Source organism: Parafrankia colletiae, assembly GCF_001854655.1.
In the GTDB taxonomy this organism is placed as follows: Bacteria; Actinomycetota; Actinomycetes; order Frankiales; family Frankiaceae; genus Parafrankia; species Parafrankia colletiae.
The window spans coordinates 31062-48066 of sequence record NZ_MBLM01000108.1; the positions used below are offsets into that span (position 1 = coordinate 31062).

Consider the following 17005-nt stretch of genomic DNA (forward strand, 5'->3'; position numbering starts at 1 on the left):
TACGTTCGGGCTGTCCCGCCTCATGAACAGGTCGGTCGATACTCTGTGCGGCTCGAATCGATTCGGGCTGCTTCGCGCGCGCCGATGACGTCCCCGGTGGCCGCCGGGCTCCGGCTCCGGCGGCCAGGGGGCCCGACATCGACAGCGACGGCGACGCCGAGCCCCGGAGCGACGACGACGTCCACGGCCACTTCCCCGCCCCCGACGCCCACGCAGCTGCAGACCCCCACCCCGGCTCCGACCACACCAGCCATCTCGCCGACCCCGTCGACCGACACCCGGACACCGGTGACTCTCGAGGCCACCAGCGGGCTGAACGGCAGTGGAATCGTGGTCGGTGTCGTCCCGGTCTCCGATCGTGCGAGCCAGCTTCCCGGGGCGACGGGCACCCTCACAGTGCATGAAGGGGGCAAGCTCCTCGGCACGGTGACAACCGAGAGGAAAGGCTGGGATCCGTATGCAACGGGTGAGCTGGATGTCGACCTGCCTCCGGGATACCACTCGCTGGCCCTCGACTACAGCGGCGACGCGAACTACCAGCCGAACCGGGCCACGGTGTCAGCGAACACGTCKAACGTCGAGGTCATCGCATCGGTTCCCGGTTCGCTTGTGGACGGCCAGCCCAGCACTGTCGAGGTGCAGGTCGTGYCGCTCCCCGGAATCACCGGCATCCCCACCGGCAAGGTTCGCAACGAGGACGACTTCGGCCTGCCCCCGTTCGAGGTGACCCTCGACGCCCGCGGCCGAGCGACGATCACCATCGAGGGTAGGCCGGCCAACCCCTACATCACGGAACCGAGGCAGGGCCACGCCTACATCGAGTACCTGGGTGACAGCACCTTCGTCCCCAACCGCACGCTCGTCCTGTTCACCGTGCTCCCGAGCACGGCGGCATAGCTGACGTCCGGGCCTCGTCGGCGGGGTTTCTCCGCTGGTGTCAGGTACACAGGCGCCCCGCCCAGCGGTGCTGGGCGGGGCGCGGGCAAGCTTGGCCTCACCGTTCGGCATGAACCCGGAAAGGACCATGAGATGAGTGGCGGTCTTCCGCAGTCCCTGAAGGACCTGGTCGCAACCGGCCCGTTGGCGCACCTGAGCACCATCAACGCGGACGGAAGCCCCCAGGTCTCGGTCATCTGGATCGGTCTTGACGGCGACGACCTGGTCAGCGGCCATCTGTCTCGGTACGCGAAACTGCGCAACATCGAGCGGGACCCCCGCGCCGTGCTCTCCTTCGAAGCGCCGCGGCAACCAGGGGTCGTCATGGTCCCGTACGCGGTGCTGCACACCCATGCCACCGTGCAGCCCAGCGACGACACCTGGGATCTGCTCGACCGCCTGACGAAGATCTACGTGGCCCCGGACGCCGAGTTCCCCGCACCGCGGGTGCCCGGGTACATCATTCGCTATTCGGTGCAGCGTATCGGCGGTGTCGGCCCCTGGGCCCCGTCCTCGCAGTGAGGCACGGGATGACAATAGGCCCCATGGCATGGGGCAGAGAGCTTTTTCTGGATGTCGCCGCGTCGGCGTCGGCACTCCTGCGCGACCCGGCGGTCGCCGCCTCCTGGGAGGCGGACAGCGCGTTGGCGCACTTCCGCGTCAGCGGGCTGGCCGGGCATCTGGGCTGGCAGATCACCATCGTTCCGGTGCTGCTCAACGAAAGCCCACCCGGCGGGAAACCCGTCTCCTTGTTCGAGCACTACACCACCCAGGCGGTGTGGATCGGCGCCCCTCTTGACACCGATCTCAACCGGGGTATCCGCCAGCTGGGTGACGGGGCGGCCGTCGACGGCCCGACGGCGCTGGCCGACCGGGTCGACAGCGCCATCCGAGACCTGTCCGGGAGGCTGGCGACCGAGCCACCCGGGCGGCTCGTGAGCCTCGCGTCGATGGTGCTGACCCTGGACGACTTCCTGGCCACCCGCATTCTCGAGATCGCCGTCCACTCGGACGACCTGGCGGTGAGCGTGGACGTCCCGACGCCGGCGCTGCCCGCGCCGGCGACAGACGCCGTCCTGGCTCTGCTGACCCGGCTGGCGGCCCACCGGCATGGGCCGACGGCCGTCCTGCGTGCCTTCAGCCGAGCCGAGCGCGCCCCCACGACGATCACGGCGATCTGACTGCCGCTCTCTTCTCTTCGACCGCGAACGGGCGGCCTGCTGAGATAGCACTGATCTGTGCAGCCTCTCCCGGTCGTCATCGTTCACCGCAACCAGCCGGCGCGCCTCGTCGACACGATCGACGCCTTCCGCGCCCAGGACGTCCCTGTCACGATCACGGTCGTCGACAACGGYTCGGCGGCCGTGCCGGCGGTCGAGGCCACCGATGTGGCGGTCGTGCTGGCCGGCGGCAACCTGGGCTTCGGCCCCGCGGCCAACATCGGCTACCGCCGGTTCCTCGCCGACGGCGACGCGGGCGAATGGGTGGTGCTCGCGCCGCATGACGCGCTGCCCGAGCCGACCTGTCTGAGCAACATGCTGAGCGTGCTCGCCGAGCACCCACGCGCGGGGCTGGCCTGCGCGGACGTCGGCGACGGCGCGACACCGGTCATCGACCCCTACTTCGGCGGGATCCTCGTCCCGGCCCGCGTCGACAGGGGATGGGAGCCGGTCGGCCACCCGCACGGGACGCTGATGCTCGCCCGGCGCGCCTGCCTCGACGAGGTCGGGATCTTCGACGAGCGTTACTTCGCCTACTGCGAGGAGGCGGACCTCGCGCTGCGGGCGACGGCCGCCGGCTGGGAATCCGGCCTTGTGCGGGGTGCGATGGTCCGGAACCCGTCGGTCGGCTCGACCTCGGCGTCGATCGACTACCTGCAGCTGCGCAACACGCTGCTGCTCGTGCGGGAGCACTCCGGCCGCTACCACGTGTTCATCCGGCTCTGTATCGCGCTGTGGCACCTGGCGTCGGGCGCGGTCGTCCCGACCCGGCGCGGGCCCTACTGGAACGTGGAGGGACGCCTGCGGGGCCTCCTCGACTTCCTCCGCGGACGTTTCGGGCCGCCACCCCCGCACCTGTTCGCCAAGCGCTGACGGTCTGCCTGGGCGCGGCGCCACCGGGGCAGGCCAGCCCACCGCCAGGCGGGCTCACCGCCACGGCCCTACCGCGAGGGGTCGGTGTCGCCCTCGAGCAGCCAGGCTTCGATGTCGTGCGCCCGCCACCGGTCGAAGTGCGGCTCGGACTGGATGGGCCGGGGAAAACCGTCGCGGGCACACAGCCGCCGGGCCCGCTCGACCGAGATCGACAGTCGTCGAGCGATGTCCGCGGTTGTCCACAGATCGCCGGCCGTCATGGCTCCATCGTACGGCGGGGCAGCAGGGCGGCGCTGCGGAGCATCCCGCCCACACCTGCCCCGGCGATCGTCCGGTTCCCGGCACGGTGGGCGGAACACGGAGGCAGCGTGCTCCCGCCTGGCACCCGTGACCGGGGGGTGTACGGTGGTCCCGTTGCTCTTCTCCTTGGTGCCGCCGGTCACCAGTACAGGATGGCATCACGATGATCGCCAATCGCGATCATCGGCGTAACGCCGGGACACCACGCGGGTGTGCCGCAGCAGGGGAACGAGGAAAGAACGTGTCCGAAGGTACTGTCAAGTGGTTCAACGCCGAGAAGGGCTTCGGCTTCATCACGGTTGACGGCGGAGGCCCCGACGTCTTTGCCCACTTCTCCTCGATCGTCGGAGACGGCTACAAGTCTCTCGAAGAGGGTCAGCGCGTCTCCTTCAACATCGAGCAGGGCCAGAAGGGCCCGCAGGCCGCCCAGGTGCAGCCTCTCTAGACCTTGACGGATTGCCGCGAGCCCGTGTTGGGACCGGGCTCGCGGCCTTCCGCACGAAAAGTCCCATAAGGCCGCACCAGGCCTGACCACGACAGGGTGGCAACCGGCCCACCCGAGTCGAGGGCTGCCTGGGCTCTCGCCAGGTCGGCGACTGCTGCGGTAATTCAGTTGTTGGGCGGTACCGTCGTTCCCAGTGGGGACACGGTCGAGTACCGGCCGAAGACCGATCTTTTCCCGGCAGACGTGGTGATTGCCGTCTGCCGGTAGGTGAACATCGCCGCCCTTCGGGTGCTGGTCCTTGCCGTCGAGCTGTCGTCCGCCGCGGCCGCCGACCAGCCCGATCCTGCCGGAGGTTACGCCGGCCTTCGTGATCCAGGCATCCGTTGGTCCAGCCGCGGAGAGCCGTCACCAGCGGCGGACCTTGCCATGATGGTTCCGTGAGCCCCGTCGCCGTCGTGGGAATCCGCATCTGGTGCGACCTCGATGTGACCAGCCCCATCTCGACTCCGTCGAGGGCGCCGGCTCCGGATCCGGCCGCGATGCCGGGCCTCGCGCCGCCGCCTACCTCCTCGCCGGACGGCTACCTCGACGAACGCAGCGGTCTCGCCGTCAGAGTGCACGAACTCGCCGAGCTTTCGGACGGCCGGGAGATCACCCTCCTGGATGACCGGGGCTGGGGCACCTCGCGCGGCGCCGCGACCTCCGACGAGCTCCTGGCCGAGCTGACGATCGAGGAGATCGAGCGCATGGCCTACCTGGTGCTGTTGCCGGACTGGGCCGACGACGACCACCCGCTGCCGCCGGACCTCGCCGCGGTCGAGGACAGCGGCGGGGCGCAGGACTGGGATTTCCTCGCGGAACGCCTGCGTGCGTTCGGGGTGGTCGCCACACCGGCGGGGCTCATGCGGGTGCCGCGCCGCTTCGATCTCGGCGAACATCTGCGGGCGCGGCTGAGCGGTGCTGGCGGCTGACCGCGACCGCCGCGCCGGCAGATGGATAACCGGTGCAGGTCAGCGGGCTCCGGCGGCCCGATAGGCGAGGCCGGCGGCATTGGGCCGCCCCGCCGCGTCGTACAGGCCGGTGACGCTGTCGCCGATCGCCGGCAGCCCGAACCAGGAGTAACGCTCCACGTACGGAAGGCTCTCCAGCATCGCCGTCGACTGGCGGATGAACTCGGCCTGCTGCTCCGTCGACGGCGCCCGTGGCGACTTCGCGAAGTCCATCAGCGCGTACTCGGTCAGCCAGATCGGCAGGTGGTAGCGCTCGTAGGTCTTCTGGACGTAGTCCCGGAGGTGGCCCGTGGCCCGCGCCGGGTCGAAGTCGCTGCCGTACCAGTGCAGGGTGATGAAGTCGACGCGGTATCCGCGCTGGGCGGCACCTGTCATGAACCGGTCAAGCCAGCCACCCGCGTCGGCCGCGCCCCACGCCACCGCCGGGCTGCTCAGACGCATGCCGGTCGCCTGCAACTGCGGCCACAGCTCCAGCGCGCGCTCCACCGACATGTCCGCCTGCCCGCCGAGATCCGGCTCGTTGAACGTGAGCAGCGTGTCGCCATACCCCTTGACCTGGTTCAACGTCGCCGGTGTCACCGCACCGGGCCCCCAGATCATGGGCACGAAACGCACCCCGGGCGGAATGTCGTTGTCGGGTTTCGGGCCCCAGTCGTAGAACCAGGACGCTCCCGAATCCACCAGTGCCGGTACGGCCGCGCCGTACGTCCAGACCGCGGCACCCTTCTTCGCCGTCACCGCGGCGGGCGGCCGGGGCGGCGTCGTACCCGTGCTCGTACCCGTGCTCGGCCCCGGGGTCGGGTTCGGCGGTCGGGTGGGCACCGTGGTCGCCCGGGTGGGCGTGGCCGTGGGAGAGACGGCCGGATTGGCCGGGTTCGTCGAGCCGCTCGGATTCGCCGACCCTGTCGGATTCGACGCCGGCCCCGTCGGATTTCCGCCGGGTGCGGGCGCGGAGGTGGCCGGAGCCGGAGTCAGCGTCGCGGGAATCGGCGGCGCCCCGCCGGCCGGAGTGTCGCCCACCGGCCCGCAGCCGGCGAGTACTGCCCCGGCCGCGACGGCGGCGACGGCCACGCCCATCCAGCGCCTGCGAGCCCGTCCACCGCCTCGCGAGATGGGGGCTGGAGAGGTCCGGGTCGTCCGGATCGCTGCGGACGAAGGTGCGCCGGGCACGGGTCCTCCTCGTCGGCATGACAACCATGCCGTGGCTGACCCCCAGCTGGGACAAGAATAGAGACACCGACACCGACACCGACACCGACAGCGTTCCGCGCCCCGGGAGGACCCGCGCCTCTGCGAGCGTCCGGCCAGCCGCGGCGTGGGGTGGCATCCCGCGGCTGGGTGTTACGAACCGCGGACGGATGGCCCGGAGCGCGGGAGAGGAACGTGCGGCGTCGGTAGCTTCCGCGTCGATGGGGGTCGAGCGCGGCCCGGATCCCGTCAGAGTCGGGCCACGACGAGCGACCCCGGAATCGGCTCGGATGACGGGAGACGGATGTGACCGGCGCGGAGATCGGTGTGATCGGCGGAAGCGGCTTCTACTCGCTGCTCGACGGGATGACGGACGTCGCCGTGACGACGCCGTACGGGGATCCCAGTGACGTCATCGCGGTCGGGGAGGTCGGCGGCCGGACGGTCGCGTTTCTGCCCCGGCACGGCCGGGGCCACCGGCATCCGGCACACACGGTCAACTACCGGGCGAACCTGTGGGCGCTGCGCAGCCTCGGGGTCCGGCAGGTGATCGCCCCGGCCGCGGTGGGGAGCCTGCGTCCCGAGCTCGCGGCCGGCACCGTCGTCCTGCCCGACCAGCTGGTCGACCGGACGTCCGGTCGACCGCAGACCTATTACGACTCCGGCGCGGCGCACGTCTCGTTCGCGGACCCGTACTGCCCGGCCGGCCGCTCGGCGGTGCTCAAGGCCGGCGCCGACGGTGGCCGGCCTCTGGTCGACGGAGCGACGATGGTGGTGGTGCAGGGCCCGCGCTTCTCGACCCGGGCCGAATCCCGCTGGTTCGCCGCGCAGGGCTGGTCGCTGGTCAACATGACCGGTCATCCGGAGGCCGTCCTCGCCCGGGAGCTCGCGCTCTGCTACACGACGATCGCGCTGGTCACCGACTACGACGCGGGCGTGGACGCCGCCTCGGCCGTCAGCCAGGCCGAGGTCTTCGCGGTGTTCGAACGCAACATCGAGCTGGTGCGCGATCTGGTGTGCCGGGTCATCCCGACGCTGCCGTCGACGTCCGCGCGGTCGTGCCCGTGCCCGGCCGCGCTGGACGGCCTGACGCTTCCCTTCGACCTCCCCTGACCCGCGCGATGCTGACGCCGAGCACGACGAGCGCGCCGACGACGTAGCCGCCGGGGCGGGTGATCCGGTCGGCGAGCGCGAGATCGGTGAACAGCGCCATATAGAGGACGTAGGGCGCCGCGGCCACCGCCAGCCACTCCGGGCGCCGGGCGAGTACCGCCAGCGCCACCAGCGGTATCCCGTACCAGGGCTGGGCCGGTGTGGCGAGCAGGAAGGCCGCGCCCAGCAGCCAGAGCGCGCCGAGCTCCGCGCCGACCCTGGCCGGATCGGCGCGCCAGACCGCCGCGGCGACCGCGGCGAGGACGAGTGCCGCGGCGATCTTGGCGGACGTCCCGGAAAGGCCGAGCAGGCCCAGCAGCAGGAACCGGTGGCCGTCCTGGTAGCCCTCGACCGAGAGGTACCTGGGCAGGAAGCCGACGACGTCCGGGCCGACGGCGAGCACATGCGGCAGGTACGACAGCGCGACGACGGCGACGGCGGTGCCCCCGACCGTCAGCGCCCGGCGGCGGGCGGCGGCGACGAGCAGCAACGCCGGGTAGAGCTTCACCGCGACCGCCGCGCCCAGCAACGCCCCGGCGGCGACGCCGACCCGCGCCCCGGTGCCGTGGATCCGCGCCGCAGCGCCGCTGGCCTGTGTCCTGGTGCCGCCGAACCGCGGGGGCCTGCGCAGCCACGGCCGGCCGGGCCGGGCCGGGTCGGGCGGACGTCGCGCGAGCAGCGCGCAGGCCCCGACGGCGAACAACGCCGCCAGCACGTCGACATGGGCGTCCATGCCCGCGTCGAGCCCGGCGGACGGCGCCCAGGCGTAGGCGGCGGCGTACCCGACCGGATGCCCGCGTGCCGCGAGGACCCGGACGAGCAGGCCGGTCAGCGCCAGCGAGACCAGCCCCCCGTAGAGCTGGACCTTGTTCTCCCGGGGCGGGCCCGGCAGGTAGTGGACCACAGCGAAGTACGCCTGCGCGACGGGCGGGTAGATCGTGTGCGCCTGCGGGTAGTTGAGCCTCGTGCAGCCCGGGCCGCGGTTGATCTCGGCGCAGGCTGCGTCGTCCGGCCAGAGCCAGGCGTCCCGCAGATGTGCCAGCTCGGGGGAGCTGGTCGGGTGGCGGTACGGGTCGATCCCGGCGGCCTGGACCCGGCCGTCCCAGCTGTAGCGGTACAGGTCGTCGCTCATCCGCGGGCCCGCGCCGATCGCGAGCACGTGCACCGCGACGGCGCCCGCGAGCAGCAGCCAGACCGTGGCTCGCCGGGAGCCGGCGCGTACCAGCAGCCAGGTCCCGAGCGCGGCCACCGCCCACCAGGCGAGTGCCAGGTACAGCACCGCGGGCGGGCCGGGCAGCGGGCCCGGCTGCGCGATGACCGCGCTCTCCAGCGCGAGCGCACCGGCGAGGACACCGGCCGCCGCGACGAGAGCCCACCGCCGCCGTCCGGCTCCCGGTACGGCTCCCGGTACGGCGCCCGGCGCGGCTCCCGGTTCGGCCGCGGGTTCGGCTCCCGGTAGGGGTCCCGTGCCGGCGGCTGGTCTGTCGGGTGCCGGCGCGAGCGCCTCGGAGTGCGGACGGATCGCCATGGGCACCAGCCTGGCGGCGCCAGCCCGAGACGGCCCGTACCCGGGTGGACGCTTCCGCGGACCGTAATGAGCCGGGCAGGTCCGGGCGGCTGACGTCCTGCCTACCGTGCGTGCATGAACCTGCTCGACCGCTCCTTCCCGCCGCCTCCTGAGCGGCTGCGGCGGGGCCCGCTGCGCGGTGACGCCTTCACCAGCCGCCTGCACGACCCGCGCGTCGCGTCGCTGCTGGGCATGTGGCTCGGCGTGGCCTTCGTGACCGCGTTCCTGACCGGGCTGGTGTCGCACTTCATGCAGCATCCGCCGGGCCAGTTCACCTGGTGGTCCAGGCCGGTGTGGTTCTACCGGCTGACGCAGGGCGTTCACGTCGCGGCGGGGCTGGCCTGCGTGCCGCTGCTGCTGGCGAAGCTGTGGACGGTCTACCCGCGGCTGTGGGAGTGGCCGCCGGTGCGGAACGCCGCCCACGCGCTCGAACGGATCTCGATCATCCCGCTGATCGCCGGCGCGCTGTTCCAGCTCGCGACCGGGATCGCCAACATCGCCCAGTGGTACCAGTTCCGCTTCTTCTTCACGGTGACCCACTACTGGGTCGCCTGGATCACCATCGGCGCGCTGGTGGTGCACGTCGCCGCCAAGCTGGCCGTCGTCCGGGCGAACGTGGGACGTCGCCGCGCCAGCCGGGCGCATCTGACCGACCGGGTCAGCGAGCCCGAGCCGCCGGGTGAGGGGCTGTCCCGGCGCGGCTTCGGTATCGCGGTCGGCACTGCCGCCGGTGTGATCACGGTGTCGACCGCCGGCCAGTTCGTGCCCGGCGCCGGCGGCACCGTGCTGCTCTCGCCGCGCAGCCCGACCCTCGGGCCGCAGGGGCTGCCGGTGAACCGCACGGCGGCCGCGGCCGGAGTCGTGCGGATCGCCCGCGACGCCGGGTACCGGCTCGAGGTCGTCGGCCCGCGCCCGTTCACCCTGACACTGGCCGAACTGCACGACCTCGGCCGCGCGACGTCCCGCCTGCCGATCACCTGTGTCGAGGGCTGGTCGGCCGACGCCACCTGGGGCGGGGTGCGGCTGCGCGACCTGTTGGACCGGGCCGGTATCCCGGCCGACGCGAGCGTCCGGGCGGAGTCGCTGGAGGCACGCGGCGGTTACCGCACGAGCGAGGTCGCGCCGCCGCACGCCCGTGATCACCTGACGCTGCTCGCGACCCGGCTGAACGGCGAGCTCCTCGACATCGAGCACGGCTACCCGGCCCGGCTGATCGCGCCGAACCGGCCGGGCGTCCTGCAGACCAAGTGGGTCCACCGGGTGGTGATGCTGTGAGCGGCAACGGGCTGCGGCTCGGCCGAGCCGGCCGAGCCGGCCGAGCCGGCCGGGTTGGTCAGGTTGGTCAGGTTGGTCAGGTCGTGCGGGTCCTGCTCGTCTGCGCCGGACTCGCGGCGCTCGGCTACGGGCTCGCCGGCCTGTTCACCCACCCGAGACCGGTCAATCTGCCCAACTCGACCCGGTGGCTGGCCGGTGGGGTCTTGGTGCACGATCTCGTGCTGGTGCCGGCGACCATGCTGGTCGGCCTCGCCCTCGCCCGGTTCGTCTCGGCGCCGTACCGGGCCGTGGTGCAGGGCGCCCTGATCGTCTCGGCTTCCGTGGCTCTGATGTGTCTCCCGCTGTGGCTCGGCTACGGGGGCACACCGGGGAACCCGACGACGAACCCGCTGCCCTACCGGCGCAACCTCGCCCTCGTGCTCGGGGCCGTGTGGGCCGGCGCCCTCGCGATCATGATTATTCGTGCGGTGCGGCGGCAACGGTCGCCAGGCGACCCGGTCCGCGGCCGCCGGATCTCAGGCGGCGAGGGGGAGCTCGACGACGAACCGGCAGCCGCCGTCGATGTTGTGGACGGTCACGCCGCCGCCGTGCGCCTCGACGATGCCGCGCACGATCGCCAGCCCGAGACCTGACTGGCTTCCCTCGGCGGCGGGAGCCGCGGGCGGGGTGTGATCGTGCGACCCGCCCGCGGTGGGGGTGCGGGCCGGCTCGCCCCGGAACCCGGTCTCGAAGAGCCGGTCGATGTCCGCGTCGGGAATGCCTCCGCAGGTGTCCGCGACCGACACGACCGCGCGTGACGCCGACACGTTCGCCGTCACCGCGACCGTCCCGTCGCTGGGGGTGTGCCGGATCGCGTTGACCAGCAGATTGCTCAGCACACGGCCGACCTCGGCGACGTCGATGTCGACCTTGGTGGTGTCGTCGGCCTCGCCCCGCAGGAGCACCCCCTTGGCCCGGGCCAGCGGGTCCGCGGCGGCGACCGCGTCCGACACGACATCGCTGAGCGCCACCGTCTCCAGCGTGAGCTCCAGCGAGCCGGCGTGCAGCCGCGAAAGCTCGAACAGGTCGTCGACGAGGGTGGAGAGCCGTTCCGAGCTGCGCACCATCGCCCGGTGGTAGCGGGCGACGGTGGCGGCGTCGCTGACGACCCCGTCGTCGAGTGCCTCGGCCGTCGCGCGGATCCCGGCGATCGGCGTCCGCAGGTCGTGGCTGACCCACGCGACCAGTTCCCGGCGGCTCGCCTCCAGCGCCCGCTCCCGTTCCCGCGCGGCGGCGAGCCGCCGGTGCGACTCGTCCAGCGCCCGGGCGATCGCCGCCAGCTCGGCGGTCGGTGGCGGCCGGCGGACGGGCTCGTAGCCGGGCTCGCCCAGGTGCCCCGCGGCCACCGTCAGCGCGGTGGACGCCCGCGCCAGCGGACGGCCGAGCCACAGCGTGGTCGCCGCGGCGGCCACGGCGGCCACGGCCAGCACGACGAGCACCACGTCGAGATCATGGTCGGAGAGGAACATCGCCTGGGCCGTCCCGGCGACGCCGGCCGCCATCGCGGCGACCCCGGCGAGGACGAGCACCGCCCCCCAGACGCGGATCGGTGCGTGCCGCAGCCAGCGCAGCGCCGGCGCGACGAGCAGCGGCGCGACCAGCGAGCAGGCCAGCGCGATCCCGACGATGTGCAGCAGGTCCGTCACGACCGCTCCCCGCTCGCGCTGACTCCGCTCGCGGTGACCCCGCTCGCGCTGACTCCGGCCTCGAACCGGTACCCGATGCCCCAGACCGTCAGCAGCAGCACCGGAGTGGTCGGGTCCGCCTCGACCTTCTCGCGCAGCCGGCGGATGTGGACGGTGACGGTCGAGGCGTCGCCGTAGGTCCAGCCCCACACCCGCTCCAGCAGGGTGACGCGGGAGAACGCCTCGCCCGGATGCGCCATCAGGAAGGCGAGCAGGTCGAACTCCCGCACCGTCAGCGCCAGGGACTCGCCATCGCGTGTCGCCACCCGGGCGGCGACGTCCACGACCAGGGAACCGGCCCGCAGCACGCCGCGACCGGCCGGCGGCGGCGCCAGCGTGCGGCGCAGCACCGACTGGACCCGCAACACCAGCTCGCGCGGGGAGAACGGCTTGGTGATGTAGTCGTCGGCGCCCGTCTCCAACCCGGCGACCCGGTCGGCCTCCTCGCCGAGCGCCGTCAGCATCACGATCGGCACCGCGCTTCGTTCCCGCAGCCGGCGACAGACCTGCCGCCCGTCCAGACCAGGCAGCATCAGGTCGAGAACGACCAGGTCGGGCGAGCACTCGGCGGCGAGCGCCAGGGCCGCATGGCCGTCGCCGGCCCGGTCCACCTCGAACCCGGCGTGGGAAAGGTAGCGGCCGACGACGTCCGCGACGGTCGGGTCATCCTCGACGAGCAACACCCGGGCCATCCGCCAACGGTAGACGTCCCGGCCGCCCCGCCGAGGGCTGCCCAGGTGTCCGTTCGTGCTTCGTAAGAAGCAGGCCGCGCCGCCGAGGACGTCCCCGTTCTGTAAGAACTGTCAGCACGTTCCGTCACTAGCCTGCCGAACATGCTCACTGAACGTCAGGAATCGCCAAGCGCCGGCGCTGTCCACACGGTGGATGTCGTGCTGCCGTGTCTGGACGAGGCCGCCGCCCTGCCCTGGGTCCTGGAGCGGATCCCGGCCGGCTACCGCGCGATCGTCGCGGACAACGGCTCCACCGACGGCTCCGCCGAACTGGCCCGCGGGCTGGGCGCGCACGTCGTCGACGTGCCGATGCGCGGGTACGGGGCGGCCGTCCACGCCGGCCTGCTCGCCGCCCGCGCCCCCATCGTCTGCGTCTGCGACGCCGACGCCTCGCTCGACCCGACGGAACTGCCGCGCCTCGTCGGCCCCGTCTCGGCCGGCGAGGTCGACCTCGTCGTCGGCCGGCGCCGGACCACGCAGCGCGGCGCATGGCCGCTGCACGCCCGCACCGGCAACGCGATCGTCGCCCGCCAGCTCCGCCGGCGCTGCGGGGCACCCGTCCGTGACATCGGCCCGATGCGTGTCGCCCGGCGCGAGGCCCTGCTCGCCCTCGGCGTGGCGGACCGCCGGTTCGGCTACCCGCTGGAGCTGCTCGCCCGGGCCGCCGCCGCCGACTGGCGCATCGCCGAGGTCGACGTCCCGTACCTGCCCCGCCGGGGCCGTTCGAAGGTCACCGGGACCGCCCTCGGCACCGCCCGGGCCGTGCGGGACATGTCGGCGGTGCTGCGGAGCATGCCGTGAGGGAGCGCCCCGTGACGCTGATCGTCATCGCCAAGGAGCCGCGGCCAGGCCGGGTGAAGACCCGGCTGACGCCCCCCTACCTGCCTGAACAGGGATCGGCGCTGGCCGAGGCCGCACTCGCCGACACCCTGGACACCGTCGTGACAGCCTGCGCCAGCTGCCACCTCGACCCGCCGGTGCGACCCCTGGTGGTCCTCGACGGAACACCGGGCGACTGGCTGCCGCCCGGGATACCGGTCATCGCCCAGGTCGGCGGCCCGTTCGACGAGCGGCTCGCTGCCGCCTTCGACGCCGTCCGCGGTGAACCGGCCCTGCTGATCGGGATGGACACCCCACAGGTACGCGCCGACACCCTGGCCGCGGCCTGCCGTGCGCTGCTCCGGACGGACGCGGTCTTCGGCCCGGCGTTCGACGGCGGCTGGTGGGCACTCGGCCTGCGCGCGGCCGACGGCACCCTGGTCCGGGGAGTCGCGACGTCCCGCCCCGACACCGGCGCCGTGCAACGCGACCGGCTCGGCGCCGCCGGCCTGCGCGTGGTGGACCTTCCAGCGCTGCGGGACGTCGACACGGCCCCTGACGTGGAGCTGGTCGCGAACCTGGCACCGGACGGACGGTTCGCCGCCCTGGCCCGCTCCCTCCAGACCACCGGCCTGCGGATGACCGGCCGCCAGGCCGACCACGAGACACGTCTGACGTGCTCAGGATGAGGGCCGACAACACCGCCGTCGCCCGCTCGGGGGCTGCGGTCGCGGGCGTGGCGTCGCCGGGTGCCGTCTACGACGCCGCGCTGCGCGCACCGGGCAGCACCCTCCTCGCCCGGCAGCACGGRCAGTGGCGGGCACTGCGCGTCGACCAGTGGCTGGGCCCGGCCTCGGCCGCCGACGAGTCGGTGCTCTCCCGATGCCACGGCCCCGCCCTCGACGTCGGCTGCGGGCCGGGACGTCTCGTCGCCGCCCTCGCCGCCCGCGGAATCCCCGTCCTCGGCATCGACATCGCTCCCTTCGCCGTCCTCCTGACCCGGCGGTCAGGAGCCTCGGCGCTGTGCCGCGACGTCTTCGGCCCGCTGCCCGGGGCCGGCCGGTGGTGCGAGGCACTGCTCGTCGACGGCAACATCGGGATCGGCGGCGATCCCCGCCGGCTGCTGAACCGGATCGCCCTGCTGCTGGCCCCGGACGGCACCGTGCTGGTCGAACTCGACCCGCCAGGCGCACCGACCGGCCCCTACTGGACCCGGCTGGCGGCCGCGGGCCTCGTCAGCGCCCCGCTGCGCTGGGCCGGAGTGGGCGTCGACGGGATCACCGGACTCGCCGCCGCCAGCGGTTTCGACGTCGCGGAGACCTGGCGGGCTGCCGGGCGGCACTTCGCCCGCCTCGTCCGGGCCGGCGACGCGCTCTGATTTCCTCGGCTCGTAAGGACCCGCAGGGGTCCGCGGCGCCTCGTCGGCACCTAGCGTCGCCAGCGTGCACATCCTCGTCACCGGCGGTGCCGGTTTCATCGGGTCCCATCTCGTCGAGGCGCTGGTGGCGGCGGGGGAGCAGGTCCGGGTCCTCGACGCGCTGGACCCCGCCGTCCACCGGACCCGCCCAACCCCGGAGAACCTGCCGGCCGAGCTTGTCATCGGCGACGTCCGCGACGCGGGCGACGTCGAGTCCGCACTCGACGGGGTGGACGCCGTGTGCCATCTCGCCGCGAAGGTCGGCCACGGCGTCGACCTCGACGACCTGCCCGCCTACGCCAGCCACAACGACCTCGGCACGGCCGTCCTGCTCGCCGCGATGGCACGCCGCGGCGTACACCGGCTGGTGCTGGCGAGCTCGATGGTCGTCTACGGCGAGGGCGCGTACCGGTGCCCGGCCGACGGCCCGGTCAGGCCCAACCCCCGCGCCGAGGGCGACCTGCGGTCCGGACGGTTCGAACCAGCCTGCCCCGACTGCGGACGTCCGCTGGAGCCGACACTGGTACACGAGGACGCGCCGCTCGACCCGCGCAGCGTCTACGCCGCCAGCAAGGTCGCGCAGGAACACCTCGCCGCCGTCTGGGCGGCTGCCAGCGGTGGATCGGTGGTCGCGTTGCGCTACCACAACGTCTACGGCCCGCGGATGCCGCGGAACACCCCCTACGCCGGCGTCGCGTCGATCTTCCGCAGCGCCCTGGAACGGGGTGAGCCCCCGCAGATCCTCGAGGACGGAGCCCAGCTCCGCGACTTCGTCCACGTCCGGGATGTCGCCCGGGCCACCGCCCTGGCACTGTCCCCCCAGGCTGCCGAGCCCGGGCGGCTGCGGGCACTCAACATCGGCAGCGGCCAGCCGCGCACCATCGGCGACATGGCGTGGGCGCTCTCCCGCGCGTACGGCGGTCCGGACCCGGTGATCACAGGTCGTTACCGGGCGGCCGACGTCCGCCATGTGACCGCCTCGTCCGCCCGCGCCCATGACGTTCTCGGCTACCAGGCCACGGTCACCTTCGCCGACGGCCTGACGGAGTTCGCCCGGGCCCCGCTGCGGGTATGACCCGGACTCCGCGACCAGGGGGAAGATCCGTCAGCTTTGTCCCCTCACAAAGAGGATCTTTCCTGGGTCGGCAGGGAGACGATCATCTCCAGACCGCCTTCGGGCCGAGACGCAGCCTGGACCGTGCCGCCGTGGGCGCGCACGATCGAGGCGACGATCGACAGACCGAGCCCGGCGCCGGGCTCGGGTCCCTGCCCGCCTCGCCCGCCCCGGCTGAACGGCTCGAAAAGGTCGACGGTCGACGACAGCGGCACCGGGGGCCCGGTGTTGGCGACGCACAGGACCGGGGACCCACCCTCGCGCACCCACACCGTCCCGCCGCGCCGGTTGTACTTGATCGCGTTGTCGACCAGGTTGGAGAGCATCCGCTCCAGCAGCAGACGGTCACCCAGCACCCGGTCACCCCACCCGGCATCAGACGGTCTGGCGGCACCGTCCCAGCAGGTATGGCTCCAGCCGGCGCTGTCCCACCGCAGCTCCACTCCGGCCTGGTCGGCGGCCGGCCGGTGCGCGTCGATGACTGCCTCGACGACCTCGCCGAGGTGCACCGACTGGCGGGCCGCCAGCCCACGGTCGCTGCGCGCCAGCACCAGCAGCCCTTCGATGAGGGCCTCGATGCGAACGTTCATCGTCAACAGGCGGGTGCCGAGTTCGCGCAGGGCCGGTTCGGCCCCGGGCCGGCCCATCGCGACCTCGACGAGGGTGCGCTGGGCGGCCAGCGGTGTGCGCAGCTCGTGCGACGCGTTGGCCACGAACCGGCGTTGGCTGTCGAAGGCCGCGGCCAGCCGGTCGAGCATCTCGTCGAAGGTGTCGGCCAGCTCGGTCAGCTCGTCGCGAGGCCCGCGTAGCCGGATCCGCGCATCGAGGTTGTCCGCGCCGAGCCGGCGGGCCGTCGAGACCACCGCGTGCACCGGTCGCAACGTCCGGTCGGCCACCAACCACCCCAGCAGAAGCGCAAGCACGAGCGTGGCCCCGATCGCCACCCCGGACTGCACCAGCAGGGCGTTCAGGACGTCTCCGCGATAGCTGCGGACGGCCCTGACCACGGTCAGGGCGCCGGTCTCCGGGCCCGGAGCGGGCATGCCGGCGACATGGGGCGGGGGCCCCGCCGTTCCGGGCATCGAGACCGTCCCGCTGACCGACAGTTCGGCGGAAGCGGTGGCCGCCGGCAGCGCGGCGCGCACCAGGACGTAGTTGACCGCCAGCAGCACCACGCCGCTGAGGAGGAACAGCCCACCGCACATCAGCGCGAGCCGGACCCTGACCGACATCG

At 73.0% G+C, this 17005-nt stretch carries 19 protein-coding genes; 13 read left to right on the forward strand and 6 right to left on the reverse strand.

Features of this window, described 5'->3' with window-relative positions:
- Positions 1 to 288: 288 nt before the first annotated feature.
- From CC117_RS11180 to CC117_RS11195, 4 genes are all read left to right on the forward strand, one after another.
- On the forward strand, positions 289 to 897 hold the full coding sequence (locus CC117_RS11180; RefSeq protein WP_071083673.1) for a carbohydrate-binding protein: 609 nt from the start codon (positions 289 to 291) through the stop codon (positions 895 to 897).
- Between the two features lie 132 nt (positions 898 to 1029).
- The gene (locus CC117_RS11185) at positions 1030 to 1458 is read left to right on the forward strand and encodes a PPOX class F420-dependent oxidoreductase (protein WP_071083674.1); all 429 of its coding nucleotides are present in this window, start codon (positions 1030 to 1032) and stop codon (positions 1456 to 1458) included.
- Positions 1459 to 1481: 23 nt separating this feature from the next.
- Positions 1482 to 2117, forward strand: coding sequence for a maleylpyruvate isomerase N-terminal domain-containing protein (locus CC117_RS11190; RefSeq protein ID WP_071083675.1), 636 nt, complete (start codon positions 1482 to 1484; stop codon positions 2115 to 2117).
- A gap of 57 nt (positions 2118 to 2174) precedes the next feature.
- Positions 2175 to 3029, forward strand: coding sequence for a glycosyltransferase (locus tag CC117_RS11195; protein WP_071083676.1), 855 nt, complete (start codon positions 2175 to 2177; stop codon positions 3027 to 3029).
- Between the two features lie 68 nt (positions 3030 to 3097).
- Here CC117_RS11195 and CC117_RS11200 read toward each other — a convergent pair whose 3' ends face one another.
- Positions 3098 to 3289, reverse strand: a complete 192-nt coding sequence (locus CC117_RS11200; protein WP_071083677.1) for a helix-turn-helix transcriptional regulator — start codon at positions 3287 to 3289, stop codon at positions 3098 to 3100.
- Between the two features lie 281 nt (positions 3290 to 3570).
- On the opposite strand from CC117_RS11200, the gene CC117_RS11205 reads away from it, so the two are divergent.
- Positions 3571 to 3774: a cold-shock protein gene (locus CC117_RS11205; protein WP_018638894.1), complete on the forward strand. Its 204-nt coding sequence runs from the start codon at positions 3571 to 3573 to the stop codon at positions 3772 to 3774.
- Positions 3775 to 4211: 437 nt separating this feature from the next.
- Positions 4212 to 4745 (forward strand): hypothetical protein, encoded by a 534-nt coding sequence (locus CC117_RS11210; protein WP_241830015.1) that lies wholly within the window; start codon positions 4212 to 4214, stop codon positions 4743 to 4745.
- A gap of 39 nt (positions 4746 to 4784) precedes the next feature.
- Here the strand turns inward: CC117_RS11210 and CC117_RS11215 are convergent, their stop codons facing one another.
- The gene (locus CC117_RS11215; RefSeq protein ID WP_084131936.1) at positions 4785 to 5861 is read right to left on the reverse strand and encodes a glycoside hydrolase family protein; all 1077 of its coding nucleotides are present in this window, start codon (positions 5859 to 5861) and stop codon (positions 4785 to 4787) included.
- Between the two features lie 477 nt (positions 5862 to 6338).
- Between CC117_RS11215 and CC117_RS11220 the strand changes: the two genes are divergently transcribed.
- The gene (locus CC117_RS11220; protein WP_407673511.1) at positions 6339 to 7085 is read left to right on the forward strand and encodes an S-methyl-5'-thioadenosine phosphorylase; all 747 of its coding nucleotides are present in this window, start codon (positions 6339 to 6341) and stop codon (positions 7083 to 7085) included.
- Here CC117_RS11220 and CC117_RS11225 read toward each other — a convergent pair.
- On the reverse strand, positions 6997 to 8652 hold the full coding sequence (locus CC117_RS11225; protein ID WP_241830016.1) for a glycosyltransferase 87 family protein: 1656 nt from the start codon (positions 8650 to 8652) through the stop codon (positions 6997 to 6999). The genes CC117_RS11220 and CC117_RS11225 overlap by 89 nt on opposite strands.
- Before the next feature lie 114 nt (positions 8653 to 8766).
- Here CC117_RS11225 and CC117_RS11230 point away from each other — a divergent pair, with 114 nt between their 5' ends.
- A complete protein-coding gene (locus CC117_RS11230; protein WP_071083679.1) occupies positions 8767 to 9966 on the forward strand; it encodes a molybdopterin-dependent oxidoreductase in 1200 nt (399 codons plus the stop codon).
- Positions 9963 to 10598 (forward strand): hypothetical protein, encoded by a 636-nt coding sequence (locus tag CC117_RS36205; protein WP_131803057.1) that lies wholly within the window; start codon positions 9963 to 9965, stop codon positions 10596 to 10598. The genes CC117_RS11230 and CC117_RS36205 overlap by 4 nt, the downstream gene beginning before the upstream one ends.
- Here CC117_RS36205 and CC117_RS11235 read toward each other — a convergent pair.
- A complete protein-coding gene (locus CC117_RS11235) occupies positions 10482 to 11651 on the reverse strand; it encodes a sensor histidine kinase (RefSeq protein ID WP_071083680.1) in 1170 nt (389 codons plus the stop codon). The two genes, CC117_RS36205 and CC117_RS11235, sit on opposite strands and share 117 nt — an antisense overlap.
- The gene (locus tag CC117_RS11240; RefSeq protein WP_071083681.1) at positions 11648 to 12382 is read right to left on the reverse strand and encodes a response regulator transcription factor; all 735 of its coding nucleotides are present in this window, start codon (positions 12380 to 12382) and stop codon (positions 11648 to 11650) included. Before CC117_RS11240 ends, CC117_RS11235 begins: the two co-directional genes overlap by 4 nt.
- A gap of 141 nt (positions 12383 to 12523) precedes the next feature.
- On the opposite strand from CC117_RS11240, the gene CC117_RS11245 reads away from it, so the two are divergent.
- The 4 genes from CC117_RS11245 (at position 12524) to CC117_RS11260 (ending at position 15732) form a co-directional block, all read left to right on the forward strand.
- On the forward strand, positions 12524 to 13222 hold the full coding sequence (locus CC117_RS11245) for a glycosyltransferase family 2 protein (RefSeq protein WP_071083682.1): 699 nt from the start codon (positions 12524 to 12526) through the stop codon (positions 13220 to 13222).
- A gap of 11 nt (positions 13223 to 13233) precedes the next feature.
- Complete coding sequence (locus CC117_RS11250; protein WP_241830017.1) at positions 13234 to 13929, forward strand: TIGR04282 family arsenosugar biosynthesis glycosyltransferase; 696 nt, start codon at positions 13234 to 13236, stop codon at positions 13927 to 13929.
- Positions 13926 to 14618, forward strand: a complete 693-nt coding sequence (locus CC117_RS11255; protein WP_116287765.1) for a class I SAM-dependent methyltransferase — start codon at positions 13926 to 13928, stop codon at positions 14616 to 14618. Before CC117_RS11250 ends, CC117_RS11255 begins: the two co-directional genes overlap by 4 nt.
- Positions 14619 to 14682: 64 nt before the next feature.
- Positions 14683 to 15732: an NAD-dependent epimerase/dehydratase family protein gene (locus tag CC117_RS11260; RefSeq protein WP_071083684.1), complete on the forward strand. Its 1050-nt coding sequence runs from the start codon at positions 14683 to 14685 to the stop codon at positions 15730 to 15732.
- Positions 15733 to 15776: 44 nt separating this feature from the next.
- Here CC117_RS11260 and CC117_RS11265 read toward each other — a convergent pair whose 3' ends face one another.
- Positions 15777 to 17003: a sensor histidine kinase gene (locus tag CC117_RS11265; protein ID WP_071083685.1), complete on the reverse strand. Its 1227-nt coding sequence runs from the start codon at positions 17001 to 17003 to the stop codon at positions 15777 to 15779.
- Positions 17004 to 17005: the final 2 nt, after the last annotated feature.